The following is a 17,688-nucleotide window of genomic DNA, read 5'->3' as shown; positions in this document are numbered from 1 at the left end:
CCGCAACGCAGTCAGCGGGCAAAATCGGCCGAGCCCTCAAGGGGTTGGTGTGCCATGTTCCCCGATCCTGCGTTGCGCCGCTGGCCGGTAGCACCACTACCGACTGCACGACCCGCCTTGTCTCGGAAAACATGGGGCACCAACGCGAGCGAGCACATCAATCAGTGTCTCCCTAAAAACGCTCGATGGAGATGAACCCGTCCACGTCCTTCAGGTGCTCGCGCAGTTGCGCGGCCGCATCCAGGTAGTCCTGTTTGCGTTCGGCATGTGGTTCCACTTCGAAGATCACGGCGATCATGGCGGGCTTTGGTATGGGGGTGAAGGGCCGATTAGACCACGCGAACGTCGGTTCTGGGGAAGGCATTCAAGGGACGAGTGGCCAGTCCGATCCACGAGGCACACCTAGGACCGAGGCACACCTGGGCCCGTCATCCCGGACGCCGCGCAGCGGCGATCCGGGATCTCCGGCGCTGGGGGGCGCTGACGTAGGAGACCCCCGGCTCTGCGCTTCGCTCCGCCCGGGATGACGAGCGGGGGCCGGAGGCGGTTGCGTCGTGGCCCGTGATGATTGGGCGTCAGGCCGTCCTGGCCGCGCTTGCGTGGGGGATTTCGCGCCGGATCAGGTGGTCGACGTAGAGAAAGCCGAAGGGCACAACCCCAAGGAACAGGACCAGCAGCCACTTCCAGACCGGCCAGCCGCTCAGATGGCTGGCGATCAGCGAGGTCGCGCCATAGACGATGAACAGGATGCCGTGCACCCAGCCCACGTAGGTCACGGCCAGCGGCATGTCCGCGTAGGTGCGCAGCGGCATGGCGACAAAGAGCAGGGTGAGGAGCGAAATGCCCTCGATAACGCTGATCAGACGGAAGAATTTCATGGTCAGGACCGGAGGCATGGGAATCGGCGCGGAGGGTAGCACAAGGGGCCCGAACGCCTGGTAACCTGTCGGTACGAGAAGCCTTCGCTTCAGTAACCAGGAACCCGCATGAGCACCAAGCCGCACTGGGAACACGTCTACCAGACCCGCGCCACTGATGCGGTGGGGTGGTATCAGCCCGAGGCACGCACGTCGCGGGCACTGATCCAGGAGATCGCTCCGGGAACCGATGCCGCGATGGTCGATATCGGTGGCGGTGCCTCCGTCCTGGTGGACGAGCTGCTGGCAGAGGGCTATCGCAACCTGACGGTGCTCGATCTGTCCGGGGCGGCGCTCGAAAAAGCGCGGGAGCGGATCGGGGAGCGCGCCGCGGCGGTCGTGTGGCAGGAAGCGGACGTACTGGAATACGCGTTCCAGGAAGCTGCGTTCGATGTCTGGCATGACCGCGCGGTGTTTCACTTTCTGACCGACGCGGATCAACGCGCCCAATACGCGACGCAGATGCAGCATGCCCTTCGTCCGGGTGGACATGTGGTGATCGGGACCTTCGCACTGGATGGCCCGGAAAAGTGTTCCGGCCTGCCGGTTCAGCGGCATTCCCCGGAGACCCTGCAGGATGCGTTTGGCCCGGATTTCGCGCTGGTGAAGTCGCAGAGGGAGATCCACGTGACCCCGGGCGAGACCGAGCAGCTGTTCAACTGGTGCGTGTTCCGCAAGAACGACTGATCACGGTCGCACCACGCCCAGCGCGCGACGATCAGCGGCGTTTGACCTCCGTGGCATGGGCCTTGGCCCGGGCGCGGATCTCCTCGAAGAACAGCACTTCCCAGCGGGTGTCGCGCTCGTCCCGCGACAGGACCCCATTGTCCTGCTGCTCGAGCTTGAGGCGCTCATCCGCCGCGGCCTCCGCAGCGTCCAGGATCTTCTTGAAGCTCTCCCGCGCCGCAGCCGCCTTCGGGTCGATCCCCTGGCGCTGCAGGACGTCGGCCAGCAGCGCCCCGCCTTTCTTCCACTTCGACCAAAGCCTCATAAGTGGCTCCCCTGGTGTTCGTTTCGAAACGGCCCGGTCCAATGCGCGACGGGCTCGGAGCCTGGGCTCCGCCAGGCGCTAAACAGTGTACCCGGGCACGCCTGCAGAGGAATCCGGCCGCCCATACGAAAAAGGCCCTCCGAAGAGGGCCCCGTCACCATCGAAAGCGGGCGATTAGTTCGAGAAGAAGCGCACGTTCGGGTCGGCCATGTAGGCACCGACTTCTTCCGGGTCGGCCGGGGTGATGCCGTCAAGCAGGTCGGCCTCGGTGTAGTCCGTGTTCGGCAGGAAGATGGCGCAGGTCTCAACGGTGGCGCCGTTGTTGAGCAGGTTCATCATCAGCTGCTGTGCGTTCCGGTCGGCCGGCTGCATGGTGGCGCCGTCGAAGTCTTCGGTCGCCATCGTAGCGGCGGGACCGCACAGAAGGACGCGAATCTCCTGACCCTGACGCATGCTCTGGTTGGCCAGCACCATGGACATGAACTGGGTGTGGTCGTCGGCCGAGGTGACGCTGACGAACAGCTTGGAGGGCTCATCCGCCTGCGCCGCCGCGCCGGCACCGGCGAAGGCGAGAAGGGCGGAAGCGGCTAGAGTCTTGATGGCTCGCATGGAAGCTCCTGATCGGTTCTTAAAGTGGAATGTCAGAATATAATCGTATGCTGATCCTAAATGCAAAAGAATGCGTCTAGATCGCGTTTATCGGGCCACCCCCGATGGGTCCACCTTCGTCGGGTGGAGGCATCGCGGGCAACTTAAATCTGGGAGTGCGTTCGGCGGCTGGAGTTCCCGGTGCCCCGTGACGAGCCCCCATTTTTCGCATCGAAAGCTCGGAGCGCGTGGCTCCTCCTGACGTATCCGCTTCTTCGGGTACTTTCGTGCAAGGCGGTGGCGGTCCGCCTGGCAAGCCGGCACGCTGGACTCGAAGCCGAGCTCACAGTGCCCTGTAAGAGTGGGGGTCAGCCAATGCGGTAGGCGGAGGCCAGGTCGCGTACGCGCGAGGCGATGTCCGCGACCTCCTGGCTGGCGGTGGCCGTCTGGCGGGCCCCGTTGGCGGTATCGCCAGTGATGTCATTGATGGCGTAGATGTTCCGGTTGATCTCTTCGGCCACTGCGTTCTGTTCTTCTGCCGCACTGGCGATCTGCGTGGTCATGTCGCTGATCCGACCGACGGCCTGGACGATGGATTCCAGCGCCTGGCCGGCGCGTTCGGCATCGTTGCTGGTGGCCTCGGCCATTTCGCGTCCGCGGCCCATGGCGGTCACGGCGTTGCGGGTGCCGGCCTGCAGCGCCTCGATCATCGCCTGGATATCCGCCGTGGAGTCCTGCGTGCGCGAGGCGAGGGTACGCACCTCGTCGGCGACCACGGCGAAGCCGCGCCCCTGTTCGCCAGCGCGGGCGGCCTCGATCGCCGCGTTCAGCGCCAGGAGGTTGGTCTGTTCGGCAATACCGCGAATGACGTCGAGCACCGAGCCAATCTGCTGTCCCTTCTCGTCCAGGTTGCGCACGGACTCCTCGATGGTCGCGACCTCGCCCGACAGGCGCCCAATGTCGCTGACCACCGTACGGACCACGTCGCCACCTGCGCGGGACTCCTGATCGGCTTCCTGGCTGGAGGACGCGGCATCGGAGGCGTTGCGCGCGACCTCTTGCACCGTCGCGGCCATCTCGTTCATCGCCGTCGAGACCTGTTCGGTCTGCGAGCGCTGCTGGTCGATATTCCCGTTGGTCTGGGTGCTGACGGCGGACAGTTGCTCCGAGGCGGAGGCCATCTGGTCCGTCAGGGTGCGCAGCTCGCGGATCGAGTCCTGGAACTGGTCGAGCATGCTGTTCAGGGCATCTGCAGTGGTGCCGATCTCGTCGTCCGAGCGGATGTCCACCCGGCGGGAGAGGTCATGGTGCTCGGCAATCTCCGTGAGCGTCTCGCGCATCCGCGAGATCGGGAGCGCCACCGAGCGATACGTCCATAACCCGGTGAGCACGACAATGATCAAGACGACGAGCATCAGCGCGCCGGTGCGCATTAGAACCTGGGTATAAAACTCCGATACCCGCTCCGCTTCGGCCCCGGCAACCTCGATCTGCAGGTCGACCAGCTCGGTGATCTGGTCGCTGATGGGGTCGATGGTGTCGTATAGCGGCCCGTTGAAGGCGTCGAGCTCACCCTGAACATCGCCGGACATCCCGCCAAGGGCCCCCTCCAGACGGTCCAGATCGGCGTTGGCTGCGCGGAACAACCCGCGGGCACCATCGGCCAGTTCCTGTTCACGGGGTGTCAGGGTCGTGGCCAGGTAGGCGTCCCAGATCGCGGCGATCTCGGTTCGCGCCTCGCGGACGTCGGCGAGGGCCTCTTCCGCGCTCATCCGGCCGGCATCTGCCTTGTTGACCGCATCAATGACCAGCACCGCATAGTTGTCGGCGATGGTCTTCAGCTGCTGCAGGGGCACGACGCGGTCGTGATAGATATTCTGCACGCCCTCTTCGATATTGGCTGTGCCGCGTGCGGCCAGGGCCGCCAACAGCAGGAGCGCGGCCACGGGCACCACGATGGTGATGACCAGCTTGGATCGAACAGAGAGCGAGCGGAAATTCATGGGCGAGTCCTTGCGTGGCCAGGGTTGAGAGCAGCCCGGAATCCCGGACCATGACCACTGTAAACGGCCCGGCGCGCCAAACCTTGAGACACATCAATCGTGCCCCGCCCGATGGAGGCAGACGCCCTCTTGCACGTCGGCGCTTTCGCGGCCGTATCGGGCGCCGCAGCCGATTTACTTCGCCTCGCTATGGGGCCTGGACGACAGGGTCTTGCGGATGCGCCGTACATCGCGCACATACTCCAGCATGGCCGTCATGGCGTCGGCGAACAGGTAGGCCCCGAACAGGGCGAACCCGGCCGCGAACAGCCCGGCAAGGGGCCACAGGATGGCCGCCAGGATCGCCAGTGCCCAGCTCGCCGGTTCCACCAGCTCGGTTTCAAGCGCGAACGTGGCCACAGCGGCAACCGCAAAGGGCTCGATGGCCGTCAGGGAGATAACCGACAGCGCCAGCGAGAACAGCACGAAGCCAACCGCCAGCAACTCGCCGATCAGTCGCATGCCGACCACGACGCAGGTGATGGCAGGATAGTCGCGCGTCTCCAGCGCGCCGAGTGCGCGAGCCCGGTGCCACAGGAGCGCCACCCAGGCCACCACCGCAACTGCAAAGAGGATCTGCAACAGCACCAGGGATGCAATCGGCGAGGGCACCTCCAGCGTCTCCTGCGCCAGTGCCCAGAACGCCACCGATGCCAGGAGGCCGCCCAGGCCCGTCAGGACGGCGATCCCGCGCAGCCCCCATCCCGCCAGCCGCTGCAGGGGGAGCGTGCCCTCGGTCCCGCCGGTTGTCTCGTCGTTCACGGCCGTCTCCATGTCGTTCGCGTACGGCCACGATAGTGCCCGAAAACCGGCCCCGTCAGGTTGCGGGAGAGCGCCTGGGTCAGTCCTTTTTGCGGAGCAGGTCGGCGAAGCTGTGGTTGACGTCCCGGTGGCCTGCCTCGTCGGCGCGTACCGCGCGGATCACGTCGGACAGGCGGGCATCTTCCGGCAGGTTCCAGTACTGGATCGCGCGTTGCGGCGCGGCGACGTTGTCGAGCGCGCCGGATTCCACTTCCTCCAGGTACTCGGTGTAGCTGACGACCGCTTCCTCTTCGAAGTAGCCTACGATCCGGTGCGCCGTACGCGACGAGACGATGTAGATCATAAAGAACAACGTGTAAAAGAAGCCCTGAGCCGAGATGATCAGGAAGCGCTCCAGCCAGTTGGGCGAGGTGATCTCGATGAAGGTGAGCAGGTGCATGCGCTCGTTCTCGGCCTCGTCCATCAGCGTGCGGATCCAGCCGTGGTCATCCTCCATGCGCCGCAGCGAGCGCAGGTGCTGCAGCGTGGCGCCCACCATGCCGGGGACGCCTGCAACCGTCTCCAGGACCACGGCACGGTGTCCGTAGCGCCGGGCAAAGAAGGTGTCGGCGAAGAATCGCATCAGCGAGGTAAAGCCCCGCGCGACGCGGTCGGAGAAATCCCGGGGTTCGTGGTGGCGGCTCAGGTCGATGTCGTGGTCGTTTGTCATGATGCCCCTTGGGGCGCCATTTCTGGCGGCGAATATCCATGGAGCATAGGACCCGCAGTCTGAAATGTCGTGGGGCCACCTCACAAAGCATGAACGCCCCATGGAACATCGTGCCCGAGACCGGTTCGCTGATGCCCAGTGCAGAGGCTGTAGTGGGGTGGTGCAATCGGGGGAACCGGGCGCCGGGAAGGCGGCCTGAGAGAGAGGCTGAAACAAAGGAGAGCGCATGACGAACGACACGAACAAGCCGCAGCTGGAGATCAGCGTGAACGCGGCGCGCGAGCTAGTCGATATTGGCCTGGCCGTGCTGCTGGATATCCGCCAGCCCTTCGAGCTGGAGCTGGAAGGCGCGGTAGAAGGCGCCGTCCCCGTTCCCCTGTTCCGCCTGAAGCAGCTGCTGGGTCGCGAACTGTCGGAGGATGAACAGGAACTGCTGGACGCGGACGAGCCGGACGAGCGCGATTTCCAGCACTTCATCTCCCTGATCAATCGCCACCACGTGACCCAGGACCAGATCCTGCTGTGCCTGTGCAACAGCGGCCGCCGCAGCCTACGCGCCGCGGAGCTCCTGCGGGACCTCGGGTACGCACGCTGCCTTTCCGTCCGGGAGGGATTTCGCGGCTGGACCAGCTAGTGGGCGCTTCCGCCGGCCGGAGCCGCCGAGACCTCATCTCCGGCGAAGCGACGTCGCGCATCTGCGTCCGTTCGCGTCTGCTTGCCCATTTTTACTGCCGGAATGGGCTATTTAGAGGGGATGAACAGAGGCGATTTCGCCTTGATTGGCACTGTTTTGGGTCCTTGTCCGGGGCCGATCCCGTCATCACCGTCGTCGGGTTCCGGCGGGCCAATTCTACGGAGGGGCGCTGCCATGTTTCGACTGCCGGCCGTTCCGCTTGCCACGAAATCCTGGTGGTTCCGGTCGCCCCTGGTCGTGCTGCTCGGGTTGGTTCTGCTCGCCGGGAGCCCTCAGCTGGCCCATGCGGATGATCCCGAAGATTGGCTCGCCGCCATTGCCGAATCGCCGCTCGACGACCCGATTGCGGTCACCTCCACCCTGAAGGGGGGCGTCGTCGAGGGGGCGGTACACGCCCGGCTGCCGTATTCGTTTGCGCTGGTGGCCAGTGAGCTGGAAGCGCTTTCAGCGTGGTGCGAAATCACCTTTCTGCACATCAACATCAAGAGCTGTGTCTACCGCGACGGCCCTGGGGCGGCGGCCGCCTTGCTGAAGCTGTACGTGGGCCGTGCGCGTTACGAGGAGCCGGAGTACGCGGAGTCTGTCGAGCTCCTCAGGCGCTCGGCGCAGATGGACGACGACTGGCTACTGATCGAGCTGGAGGCCGATCGTGGGCCCTACGGGACGCGGGATTACTCCATCGTCGTTCATGTCGTGCCGCACGACACGGGAATCCTCGTCAAGCTCGAGTACTCGTTGCGCTTCGGGGTGATTGCCCGGCTGGCCGCTCGCGTCTACCTCGCCACCGGCGGACGCGACCGGGTGGGATTCACCGTGGTGGGGTACGACAATGGCGAGGCGCAATACATCGGCGGCCTGGAAGGGATGATCGAACGCAACGTCATGCGCTTCTATCTTGCACTGCAGGCCTGGCTCGACATCCGCGACCGGCCGGCTGAGGAGCAGCTTCTGGCCCGCCTGGAGCGCTGGTTCGACCTGACCGACGAGTACTCGCGCCAGCTACGCGAACTGGACCGGGAGACTTATCTCGACCAGAAGCAGCGCGAGTACGCGAACCAGCAGAGGCTGCAGGATGCCCCACCGCCGCGCCGGCGCATCCTGCCCCTGGACTGACCGGGCATCCGCATGTGCCTGACCTCCCGGCTTGGCAAAATGGTGGGTGTCCCCATTCGTCAATCTCAATACGGTCTGAGCTACAGCCCCTTGGTCGGGTCCGACCCCGACCCCGTTGTTCTCGGGGGGCTTCAGTCCTAATTGCGATGGATATAGGAGAACTCCACGGTGACGGGTTCGTCCGCGTCTTCAGGGGTGATGGACAAAGCGATCTGGTACTCCCCATCCCGGCGCATTGTGAAGTAGTTGCCGAATGTCACCGTATCGGCAATCTCCATCGGTTCAAGTCGCCGACTGGTTGCGCTCAGGCCGAGTGGGGCGACGCTCGCGTCGATTTCCGCCTTCTCCACGCGCTCGCCAGTCTCGACGTCGAACAGAGCCGCAGTGATGTGGTAGGCATGACGCCCGCTGGGTATGCCGTCGTGCATCTCGGCTTCCGGGTGATCTGGCGGGTGGGCCCCTTGGATCATGGCGGCCGGGAGCACGCCAAGATAGATGGAGAGCCCTCCTGCGGTATTGTGGTTTGCTCCTTCCTCGGCAGCGGCGGCATTCCCAGTTGCCATTAGGGCCCAGAACAGGGCCAGGATGGAAAGCTGAAACAAACTCTTCATGTGCGACATGGCGGTTCCTCCTGTTCTCAAAGGAAAACGCGCCCGGGCGCTCCTGCTCGCGGTCGCGCGGTCGATCTACGCCCCCACGCGCTATCACGGGCGCGCGTGATGCGGGGGCACCTATGCCGGATTAGCCGAAATCGGCGTTATCCAGCGCCTACCTGAAGTATAGGCCCCAGCGAATCGAGGTCCAGCAAGGCTATGCCGCATGAAAACGGGGACAGATTAATTGCTCATGTTGGGCGCGACGGGGGCCGCCCGGGCCGGCGACGCTCGATGCAGTAGCCGAGGATCTGCCCCAATTCGTCTACGAAACGCGGGTTGCCAGTGCGCTGGACGCGCTGCAGCGCATCGCGAGTCAGCGAACGCGGCGGAAAATAAATCTGTCCCCTTTTCCCGCGATCCAAATCTCTCTGCCCTTTTAGCTCGGCCAGAAGGTGGGTGTCCTGGTCTTTCGTCTCTGTTCTTCCGTCTTCGGCCGCACGGGGGTGTGGGTCAGGGGTGCTCCGGTGCGTTGGTGTAGTTCTGGCGGGGGCGGTCGAGTTCGAGCAGTTCCAGGCGGTGGTTGCCGGTCGGATGGGGCCCCGAGGGGCCCTGGACGAGGAGGGCGAGGCCGTCGTCGATGCCGTGCTCGGTGAGCCACTGGCGGGCGAAGTCGTTCCAGTCGGCGCGGTCCTCGGCGACCTCCACCGGGTGGACGCCGTAGGAAAACAGCAGGCCCTGGGCGGTGGCCGGGGTTGGGGTGAAGGCAGCGATCCAGCAGGGCAGGCGCAGGCGGGCGATGCGCCGGGCAGTGGCACCACTGGCCGTAGGCGCCAGGGTGACCCGTGGCAGGCGCCGCTGGGCGGTGTGGAGTACGCTGCGCGCGATCAGGTCGACGGCTCGGTCAAGACCTGCCTCGTCGGAGTCGTCCGGGCCGTCGGCGCTGATGCCGCCATCGCGTTCCGGTTCGATGGAGCGGGCGATGGCCGCCAGCATCGCCACGGCCTCCACCGGATAGAGCCCCATCGCCGACTCGGCGGAAAGCATCACGCAGTCGGTGCCGCCGAGGATGGCGTTGGCGACGTCGGTGGCCTCGGCGCGGGTAGGGCGGCGCGAGGCGACCATGGACTCCAGCATCTGGGTGGCGGTGATCACCGGGCGGTTGTGCCGGTTGGCGCGTCGGGTGATGCGCCGCTGGGCGAGGGCGATGCGCGCGATCGGAATCTCCACTCCGAGATCCCCGCGCGCCACCATGATGCCGTCAGCGGCCTCGAGGATGCTGTCGAGCTGTTCCAGCGCGGCGGCGCGCTCGATCTTGGCGATGATGAAGGGGGCATAGTCCAGCGCTTCCGCGGCCTTGCGCACCGCAAGGATGTCGTCGCCGTCGACCACGAAGCTCTGGCTGACCGCATCCACGCCGTGTTCCGCTGCAAACCGCAGCCATTGGTGGTCTTCCGTGGTGAAGGCGCGGATACCGAGATCGATGCCTGGCAGATTCAGGCCCTTGCGTGAGCGCAGTTCGCCGCCGGTATGCACGCGGCAGATCACTTCGCTGCGCTCGACTGTAACCACCTCCAGCTCGATGAAGCCATCGTTCAGGAACAGGGCATCGCCCGGCTGCACCGCCTCCGGCAGGCCCGCGAACGACACGCTGACCCGCGAGGCGTCGCCAATACAGTCCTCGGTAGTCAGGGTGATGGTCTGGTCGGTGTGCAGTTCGATCGGCTCTTCCGCCAGTTCGCCGATACGCATCTTCGGACCCGGCAGGTCCCCGAGGATAGCGACGCGGGTGCCGGTCGCGCGCGCGGCGTCGCGGATGTGGCCGATCAACTCGGCATGGTAGGCGGCATCGCCGTGCGAGAAGTTCAGCCGTGCTACATCGAGCCCGGCCAGCATCATGCGCCGCAGCGTCTCTGGTGAATCGGACGCCGGCCCAATGGTGGCAACGATCTTTGTCTTCTGCGCGGGAAACGGCATGGGAGGGGGTTACTCATCCGGACGGTGTCCTAGGAGGGTAGACCGTCCGCGCGTACCTGTCGCCGTGCCCGCGGCGCGTCCACGTTCGGCCCCCTGGAATCCAGTAGACGACCCTCAGTGCGATGCGCCCGCTGTAGTCGTGGCGCTTCGAGCTGCGGGACACCCACTAGGGAGACGCTGATTCATTCACGCGACCGCGTTGGTGCCCCATTTTTTTCCGAGACAAGGCGTGCTGTGCAGACCGGTAGTGGTTCTACCGGCAAACAGCGCAACGCAGGATCGGGGAAAATGGGGTCCCCTCCCGGAGGGGCTCGGCCGATTTTGCCCGCTGACTGCGTTGCGGCTCGCTCATGTAGCTCGGCTACACTTCGCTCGCCGCGCCTTGTCATCGAGCAAAATCGACTCGAGCGCGGGCGTGTGAATGAATCAGCGTCTCCCTAACCCCGCCGATAACGGGCCGTCGTCTCGAACGTTCGGACCATCTGAAAAAACGGGGGTGTCCTCTTCTTCCTGGTCCTGGCGTAAGGATGAGCGAGATACAACACAACCCATCGAGCAGTTTCTGGCTATTCGTTCATGTCTTCGCGCTTTGAGCGCTCCTCCTGCCGTCGCTTGCGAATGGTGCTGGACTTTATGAATGGCAGGAGTTTCAGCAGACCCGTAACAAGGCGTGAACGATAGTACTCGACGCGTACGATGAAGCGGACAGCCCAGTGTTCCTTGCCCAACTTTTCCTTGGCCTCTGTCATCGCGGCACTGCTGCCGGCGTTGCGGACGCTGGACATGCGGAACAGTTCAATCTGTCGGAGCAGGGCCGTGTGTCGCAGCAGCGGCAGTGGGCGGAGAAGTCTGATCAGCCGCGTGGATTTGAGTATCTCGTGAAGCAGTGGAAAGGAGAAGATGATAATTAACACCGACAGCCAGTTTTCCTTGGTCGTCTTCCAGCGGTCATGCGAGATGGCCATGTAAAAAGCATACTCGACCACGAACACTGCCCAGATCAGCCAATCGGCGACCGTGATCAGGGGGTGTTCCACGTCTAACCAGTAAGTGATCGTCAGCGGTGCGGTCAGTATGGCGGCAATGATGACGGCAGCAGTCAGGTAATTGCTGAGCGATTCTTCAAGTGCCGATTCAAGCTTCAGTCGCACCGGCTCCCTCCCGCTACCCTGAGTGCCCGCCTTCCAGCGCGCGCATGGCAATGGATAACGCCACGCCATGGATTCTGTTTCTTTGCATGGCGCGTTCGTCATCAACACAGACTGTTCGCCACCATAGGCCGATGTCAGGCTGGCGTCGGTTCGGTGCCAAACAGAATGGTTTTGAGGCTCTTTGCGGCGGAAAATCCTGCCCTTTTTCCAGCAGAGCGTGCGCCGCGGCTGACGCCAAGAGCCCGTACTGCAGGGGTCGGTGAAGGCCGGCTGCAAGAAGATGGGTGTCCTCTTCTTCCTCGCGTACCCAATAGCGTGACGCACTTTGCTGAGTCCGGCGCCGTAACGTAGGGCCGTTCTGATTCGGTTTCTCTACAATAACGGGCATCACACTATTCCGGATCAACCCATGCAGCTGGAACAACGCGCCCGTTCCTTCGCCATTGCCGCGCATGCGCGCGTCGAGCACGTCTGCCGGTATACCGGCGATCCCTATATCGTGCATCCGGCGCGGGTTGTGGAACTGCTGCGTTCGGTGCAGCACACCGAGTGCATGCGGGCGGCCGTCTGGCTGCAGGACACCATTCGGGATACCGGGGTAAAACCGGAGACCCTGGAGCGGCTGTTTGGTGCGGAGGTCGCAGAAATGGTGGCGATGATCAGCGACGTGAGTCGCCCGGAGGACGGCAACCGGGCCCAGCGCAAGGCGATCGATCGGGCACATCTGGCCCAGGCAAGTGCGCCGGCCAAGACCGTGAAACTGGCCCAGCTGATCGATCTGGCCTGTACCGTATTCATGCATGATCGTGCCTTCACGCCGGCGTTTGTTCGCGAGAAGGCGGCCTGGCTGGAGGTGCTGGAGGGAGGCGACCCGATGCTCTGGCGCCAGTTGCGGGATCTGACACCCGCCATGCACCCGGAAATGGCGGACAAGGACGCCGACTGGCGTCGATACTGCCCCTTCGCACGGCGCTCTCCGCTGCGCCGGAACGATGCCGCAGTGGGGCGTGGTATTCGGGAAGGATCCAGCAGCCCGGCCGCGGCAGGGTGACGCGACAGCCCGAACCGCGCAGGAATAGGCATCGGTCCCCATTATCGCGGTTAGCGTCCGGTGGTTTCTTGCGCGGGTCTGACGCCGTCCCCAGAAACGGGGACAGATCAAATTGGTCACGTTCGGAGCAGCGGTGGCCGCACTCGCCGGGGACGCTCGTGGTCCTCGTGCCGATCGGGTGATGGACTAACTAACTGGAGGGCTCGGCCTTGCGCGTCTCGGCCTCCGCGCGTTGTTCCGGGGTGAGTTGTTGGTGGATGTAGTCGCGCGCCTCGGCCGCCGGCTTGTGGCCCTGATCGGCGGCACGTGCGAACCAGACCCAGGCGGCGACTCGGTCGACCTCCACGCCATGGCCCTCGGCCAGCACGATGCCCAGGTTGTACTGCGCCGGGGCCAGACCCTGGCGCGCGGAGGCCTGATACCAGCGCGCCGCCGCCGACTGGTCCTGGGGTACCCCCAGGCCTCGATCCAGGAGCACGCCAAGATTGGCCTGGGCCTGGGGGTGGCCGGCTTCGGCGGCTGCCCGATACCAGTGGGCGGCTGCCGCCAGGTCTTCCTTCGTGCCTTTGCCATCGCGGCAGAGATTCCCCAGTTTCGCGGCCGCATCGGGGTCCCCGGCCTCCGCGGCCTGGCGATACCAGCGGGCGGCGCCGGTCAGGTCCGGGGCGACTCCGTCGCCTTGTTCCAGGGCGAGGGCGAGGTTGAAGGCCGCGTCGCGGTGGCCCGCGTTGGCGGCCTGGGCGTAGTACTCGACTGCGGCAGCTCGATCGCGCTCGCAGCCGGTGCCTTGCTGGTGGGCGACACCGAGGCTGTTCAGGGCGTCGGGATCGCCACGTTCAGCGGATCGTTTCCACCACTGGACGGCCTCGGTGGCGGCGGCATCGCCGCCCCGGTTTAGCAGGAGCACCGCCAGGTTGTTCTGTGCCACGACGTGTCCTGCCTCGGCCGCGCGGCGATACCAGTGTTCGGCCGCCTTGGTATCCGCCGGGTCAGCCTTCTCGGCCATCACGCCCAGGTTGAAACTGGCATCGCTCAGCCCCTGTTCCGCGGCCTGTGCCCAGTACTCGCGCGCGCGCTCCGGGCGGGCTTCCAGCCCCAGCCCCTCGGCGTAAAGGATTCCCATGCCCAGCTGGGCCCAGGCCGCGCCGGCATCGGCGCGTGGCTCCCAGATGTCTCGGGCGGCTCGATAGTCACCACGTTCGAAGGCAACAAACCCGTCGCGGTCGGCGCCGCTCGGACCTTCGGGGTCCGTTGGGTTGGGGGATTCGGTGGGCGTGTCCATGGCTGATGCGCTCGGTAACAGATCACCGCCCGAGGATACAGTCCTGGAAGCCCACCGCAAGGCACAGGCAGGCCCTCGCCACCGGGGTTAAAGAGGATGGACGCCCAGAGGGGGTTGCCGATCAGCAAGGTCGGCCCCGCCATGCCCCCGCTAGCGGCCTGTGGGACACCCATTAGCCCTGCGGTGCCAGGCGATAACGCTCCGTTGTGTCGAACGTTCGGACCCTCGGAAAAACATGGGTGTCCTCTTCTTCCCGGGATCGCGACACGAGTGTAGGGAGACACCGCATTGCCGTCTGTCTGCGCGCTGGTCGGCCATTTTCGCCCCTCAAATTGGCCGTTTAAAGCCTCCTCTGGGCGTGGAGATCGAAATAGCTGCGGGTCTTTCAGGCTTTTATCGTGGTCCGACCCCGTAAAGCCCTTTCAGCCCTGTTCCGGACCGGCTTCATCCGAGTTTTTCTGCATCTGCTCGTCGGCCACGAGTATGTTGACTACCATGAACCGCAGCCGGCTCCGCAGGAATGAGACCTCGGCTGTCCTGTTCCTTTGCAGCCCGAGCAGGCGTGCGCCGAGCGGCGACAGGATGGATATCCTCGCCTGCTCGGGTCTCGCGTCTTCCGGCTCGCAGAGTTCAATTACAAAGGTCTCCTCAGTTTGAAGGTCCAGTAGTTGAACGCGGGATCCTACTCTGGCGACGGGCTCCCCGCGGGTTGCTGCCACTTGGCTTCCGTCGTCGAGTTTTTCGAGAAGGGCGGCTAGCTCGAGGGGGGTACCGAGGGTCCCGCAGTAGTCCTGCCGGATCCATTGATTGGCTCGGGTAACGTGGGCCTGTCGAAGGTAATACGGGCTCTTGTGCGCCACGGTCGCATCTCCTGATCAGTAACAAGAAGAAGGGATTGGCCGGGCGCACGAAGGAAGGAACTGCGCCCGGCTTAAGTGAGAGTTCTCATGGCGTTGGTACTCCAGACCGAGTAATGCGGGGATGTCGTTATGAAGGCCGGATGCTAGACAGCCCATCCAACAAAGGCAAATCCCTGAGAGTTGTGGCAGTTATCGTGTGTGTATCAGAGCCCGCGTTCCCATTTCAGCAGGGTGGGGTGCATGCCCCGTCCTTCTCGTAAGCGTTGCCGTGGCCTCGCATTGCGCGGCGCGAGACGCCCAATCGGCGTCTTCACACGCGCCGTGAGCCGTTTCTAGCCCTGCAATTGGCTGTTAAGGGGGTGTTGCAGGCGCTGATCTGGTACCGGCTGTCAGGCTTTCCGGGAAGGTCGGGGGGCAAACCTTTCCCCTAGAGCAGCATGTATCCCGTAACCGAGATCGTCGCGATGCCGACGATCAGTACCAGCAGGCCCAGGAGTCCATCGTCTGCCATCAAGGCCAGGGCGAACGCGGTCACGGCCACGCCGACACCCGAGATGGCGAAGGGTACCGCTTCCATCAAGGGAGCGGCGAGGGCAAGCAGAAAGCAGCTGATCGCCATCGCATAGAAGCCCACGCCCTGCATCAGCCAGGTCATTCGCGGTTTGATCAGGCGGTCAACGTGGCGGGCCACCGGCCGCATCAGCCGCACTGCCTTGTCGTGTCGCTCCCGCGAGATGGAGCGGCGCAGAACGAATTTCGGTAACCAGAGCCGATCCCGGCCGATGAGCATCTGTCCCACGAGCAGTGCGACCATGATGCCGACGATGCTCGGCACACCGGGAATGGCGCTGACCGGTGTCAGGGCCATCAGGCCCGGAATAAGCAACACCGGCCCGAAGGTGCGCCGACCCACCGCCTGGAGGATTTCATCGATGCTGACGCTGTCGGATTCCTCCAGATCGTTGAGTTCGTCGAGCAATCCGTCAAGACTGTGGATGCCCTCCCCGTCGCGTTGGTCATTCATGCGGAAACCTCCTGAAGGCCGTGCCGGTAGGAAGCGGAGAGCACTGCGAACCGCATTCGGCAAAGCGGTACTGCCGGGGCAAGGTCGGGCCCCGCGCCAAGCGGGTGCGCGCATGGCGATGGACAACGTCACGCCATGGATTCGGTTTCCTGGAATGGCGCGTTCGCCATGAAGACAGACTGCTCGCCACCATAGGCCGATCTCAGGCTGGCGTCGGTACGGTGCCAAACAGAGCGGTTCAGGGCTCTTTGCGACGGGAAGTCAGTCTTTCGACCAGGCTCCCGAACGCTGGCCGGGCGTGGATCGAGTCAGACAAGGGGCCCCACCTCTGGGGTCTAGCGCGGCTATGCCAGGCCGGCGGGATGCAGAGGGAAGCGGAAAGAGGCAAGGGCGGAGGCGGACCCCGAAGCTAGCGCCTTCGCGTTGCCGTGACCGCAACCTGAGTGGAGGGAGACACCGCATTGCCGTTTGTCTGCCCGCTGGTCGGCTATTTTCGCGCTTGAAATTGGCCGTTTAAGGCCTTCTCTGGGCGGGGAGATCGAAATAATTTCAGAAATTTCCAGATCTTATCGTGGTCCGACCCCGTTGTGTACGAACGTTCGTACCCTCGGAAAAGCATGGGTGCCCCCGTGTACACTTTGTGGCAAAAGCGACTTGCGCAGTAAAAGGATTACTCCATGAAAAAGGACTTTAGCCTCGCGGTCTTGATCGATGCCGACAATGCACAGCCGGCCATCATCGACGGTCTGCTCGCAGAGATCTCGAAGTATGGCACCGCGAGCGTAAAGCGTATTTACGGTGACTGGACAGGGCCGAAACTCAAGGGTTGGAAGGACGCGTTGCTGCAACACTCTATCCAGCCAGTTCAGCAGTTTGGTTACACCCGGGGCAAAAATGCGACCGATAGCGCGTTGATTATTGACGCGATGGACCTCCTGTACACAGGCAACTTTTCCGGCTTCTGTCTGGTTTCCAGCGACAGTGATTTCACGCGGCTGGCGTCGCGCCTCCGCGAGTCCGGCCTGACGGTATACGGATTTGGGGAGAGAAAGACGCCTGCCGCGCTGGTGGTTGCCTGCGACAAATTCATTTACACGGAGGTGCTCAGCGAGACCAACGAAGAGGAGCAGGAGCTTCGCAAACGCTCGTCTAAGGATTTGAAGTCCGACACCAAGCTGGTTACCGCATTGCGCAACGCTGTGGAGGCGTCGTCCGACGAGGGCGGTTGGGCACAACTGGCGCCGGTAGGAAGCAATATCGCCAAGCAGAGCCCGGATTTCGATGCCCGGAACTTTGGCTACCGCAAGTTACGCGACCTAGTCGATGCGACGGGCTTGTTCGAGGTCCAAGAACGCGGCGTCGGTGACGGGAATTCCAAGGTGATTTTCGTGCGTGACAAACGTAGGTCCTAGCACTCATCGGCTTTCCGATTACCCCGTTGGTTCGGCTGGCGCTCTTCAAACGGCTGGACCTGGAGTAACAGCGATCACGCGCGAAGAGTTCCGCGGCTAGCCAGTTCTTGAACGTTAATGCTACTCCGCGTCGTCGTGACCTCGGACCGATCGGAGGGAGGCACCGGCTTGTCGTCTGCCTGCCGAAGGCATGGGGTCAGACCGGCACAGGGGCAAAAGGCAAGGTCTGACCCCAGGCCACCGTCCGTCTTTCGACCAGGCTCCCGAACGCTGGCCAGGCGTGGATCGTGTCAGACAAGGGGCCCCACCTCTGGGGTCTAGCGCGGCTATGCCAGGCCGGCGGGATGCAGAGGGAAGCCAAAAGAGGCAAGGGCGGAGGCGGACCCCGAAGCTAGCGCCTTCGCGTTGCCGTGACCGCAACCCGAGTGGAGGGAGACACCGCATTGCCGTTTGTCTGCCCGCTGGTCGGCTGTTTTCGCGCTTGAACTTGGCCGTTTAAGGCCTTCTCTGGGCGTGAAGGTC

18 protein-coding genes are annotated in these 17,688 nt (G+C 64.0%); 5 read left to right on the top strand and 13 right to left on the bottom strand.

The features are described 5' to 3' along the window. Positions 1-172 precede the first annotated feature (172 nt). Both D578_RS14775 and D578_RS0104290 read right to left on the bottom strand, forming a co-directional pair. Positions 173-298, bottom strand: a complete 126-nt coding sequence (locus D578_RS14775) for an antibiotic biosynthesis monooxygenase (RefSeq protein WP_018948744.1) — start codon at positions 296-298, stop codon at positions 173-175. A gap of 277 nt (positions 299-575) precedes the next feature. After that, a complete protein-coding gene (locus D578_RS0104290; protein WP_026289166.1) occupies positions 576-878 on the bottom strand; it encodes a DUF3817 domain-containing protein in 303 nt (100 codons plus the stop codon). A gap of 108 nt (positions 879-986) precedes the next feature. Here D578_RS0104290 and D578_RS0104285 point away from each other — a divergent pair, with 108 nt between their 5' ends. Further along, positions 987-1,604 carry a class I SAM-dependent methyltransferase gene (locus tag D578_RS0104285; RefSeq protein WP_018948742.1) on the top strand — a complete coding sequence of 206 codons (618 nt, stop codon included), beginning with the start codon at positions 987-989 and terminating at the stop codon, positions 1,602-1,604. 31 nt (positions 1,605-1,635) lie between these two features. Here D578_RS0104285 and D578_RS0104280 read toward each other — a convergent pair whose 3' ends face one another. The 5 genes from D578_RS0104280 to D578_RS0104260 all read right to left on the bottom strand — a co-directional run bounded on the left by D578_RS0104280 (position 1,636) and on the right by D578_RS0104260 (position 6,009). After that, positions 1,636-1,908 (bottom strand): hypothetical protein, encoded by a 273-nt coding sequence (locus D578_RS0104280; protein WP_018948741.1) that lies wholly within the window; start codon positions 1,906-1,908, stop codon positions 1,636-1,638. 174 nt (positions 1,909-2,082) lie between these two features. Further along, positions 2,083-2,517: a DsrE family protein gene (locus tag D578_RS0104275; protein ID WP_018948740.1), complete on the bottom strand. Its 435-nt coding sequence runs from the start codon at positions 2,515-2,517 to the stop codon at positions 2,083-2,085. Between the two features lie 347 nt (positions 2,518-2,864). After that, positions 2,865-4,499 carry a methyl-accepting chemotaxis protein gene (locus D578_RS0104270; protein ID WP_018948739.1) on the bottom strand — a complete coding sequence of 545 codons (1,635 nt, stop codon included), beginning with the start codon at positions 4,497-4,499 and terminating at the stop codon, positions 2,865-2,867. Between the two features lie 174 nt (positions 4,500-4,673). Beyond that, on the bottom strand, positions 4,674-5,312 hold the full coding sequence (locus tag D578_RS0104265) for a hypothetical protein (RefSeq protein WP_018948738.1): 639 nt from the start codon (positions 5,310-5,312) through the stop codon (positions 4,674-4,676). 67 nt (positions 5,313-5,379) lie between these two features. Next, positions 5,380-6,009: an alternative oxidase gene (locus D578_RS0104260; RefSeq protein ID WP_018948737.1), complete on the bottom strand. Its 630-nt coding sequence runs from the start codon at positions 6,007-6,009 to the stop codon at positions 5,380-5,382. Between the two features lie 226 nt (positions 6,010-6,235). On the opposite strand from D578_RS0104260, the gene D578_RS0104255 reads away from it, so the two are divergent. Further along, positions 6,236-6,643 (top strand): rhodanese-like domain-containing protein, encoded by a 408-nt coding sequence (locus D578_RS0104255; protein ID WP_018948736.1) that lies wholly within the window; start codon positions 6,236-6,238, stop codon positions 6,641-6,643. A 234-nt stretch (positions 6,644-6,877) separates the two neighbouring features. Beyond that, entirely contained in the window at positions 6,878-7,816 is a 939-nt protein-coding gene (locus D578_RS0104250) for a hypothetical protein (RefSeq protein ID WP_018948735.1), read from the top strand. Between the two features lie 137 nt (positions 7,817-7,953). On the opposite strand, the gene D578_RS0104245 is transcribed toward D578_RS0104250, so the two are convergent. The 3 genes from D578_RS0104245 to D578_RS0104235 form a co-directional block, all read right to left on the bottom strand. Next, complete coding sequence (locus D578_RS0104245) at positions 7,954-8,436, bottom strand: hypothetical protein (RefSeq protein ID WP_018948734.1); 483 nt, start codon at positions 8,434-8,436, stop codon at positions 7,954-7,956. A 486-nt stretch (positions 8,437-8,922) separates the two neighbouring features. Beyond that, positions 8,923-10,386, bottom strand: coding sequence for a pyruvate kinase (pyk, locus tag D578_RS0104240; protein ID WP_018948733.1), 1,464 nt, complete (start codon positions 10,384-10,386; stop codon positions 8,923-8,925). Between the two features lie 566 nt (positions 10,387-10,952). Beyond that, positions 10,953-11,537 (bottom strand): ion transporter, encoded by a 585-nt coding sequence (locus D578_RS0104235; RefSeq protein WP_018948732.1) that lies wholly within the window; start codon positions 11,535-11,537, stop codon positions 10,953-10,955. A 409-nt stretch (positions 11,538-11,946) separates the two neighbouring features. Between D578_RS0104235 and D578_RS0104230 the strand changes: the two genes are divergently transcribed. Then, positions 11,947-12,588, top strand: coding sequence for an HD domain-containing protein (locus tag D578_RS0104230; RefSeq protein WP_018948731.1), 642 nt, complete (start codon positions 11,947-11,949; stop codon positions 12,586-12,588). Between the two features lie 190 nt (positions 12,589-12,778). Here D578_RS0104230 and D578_RS0104225 read toward each other — a convergent pair whose 3' ends face one another. From D578_RS0104225 to D578_RS0104215, 3 genes are all read right to left on the bottom strand, one after another. Further along, positions 12,779-13,870 (bottom strand): SEL1-like repeat protein, encoded by a 1,092-nt coding sequence (locus D578_RS0104225; protein WP_018948730.1) that lies wholly within the window; start codon positions 13,868-13,870, stop codon positions 12,779-12,781. A 422-nt stretch (positions 13,871-14,292) separates the two neighbouring features. Beyond that, positions 14,293-14,730, bottom strand: a complete 438-nt coding sequence (locus D578_RS0104220) for a GreA/GreB family elongation factor (protein WP_018948729.1) — start codon at positions 14,728-14,730, stop codon at positions 14,293-14,295. Between the two features lie 427 nt (positions 14,731-15,157). Next, the gene (locus D578_RS0104215) at positions 15,158-15,754 is read right to left on the bottom strand and encodes an exopolysaccharide biosynthesis protein (protein ID WP_018948728.1); all 597 of its coding nucleotides are present in this window, start codon (positions 15,752-15,754) and stop codon (positions 15,158-15,160) included. Between the two features lie 677 nt (positions 15,755-16,431). Between D578_RS0104215 and D578_RS0104210 the strand changes: the two genes are divergently transcribed. Further along, positions 16,432-17,166: an NYN domain-containing protein gene (locus tag D578_RS0104210; RefSeq protein WP_018948727.1), complete on the top strand. Its 735-nt coding sequence runs from the start codon at positions 16,432-16,434 to the stop codon at positions 17,164-17,166. The last annotated feature ends 522 nt before the right edge of the window (positions 17,167-17,688 follow it).

Origin of the sequence: Thioalkalivibrio sp. ALMg11, assembly GCF_000377905.1 — a bacterium.
In the GTDB taxonomy this organism is placed as follows: Bacteria; Pseudomonadota; Gammaproteobacteria; order Ectothiorhodospirales; family Ectothiorhodospiraceae; genus Thioalkalivibrio.
The sequence above is the reverse complement of the archived record's forward strand: the minus strand, read 5'-3'. Positions and strand labels throughout refer to the sequence as shown.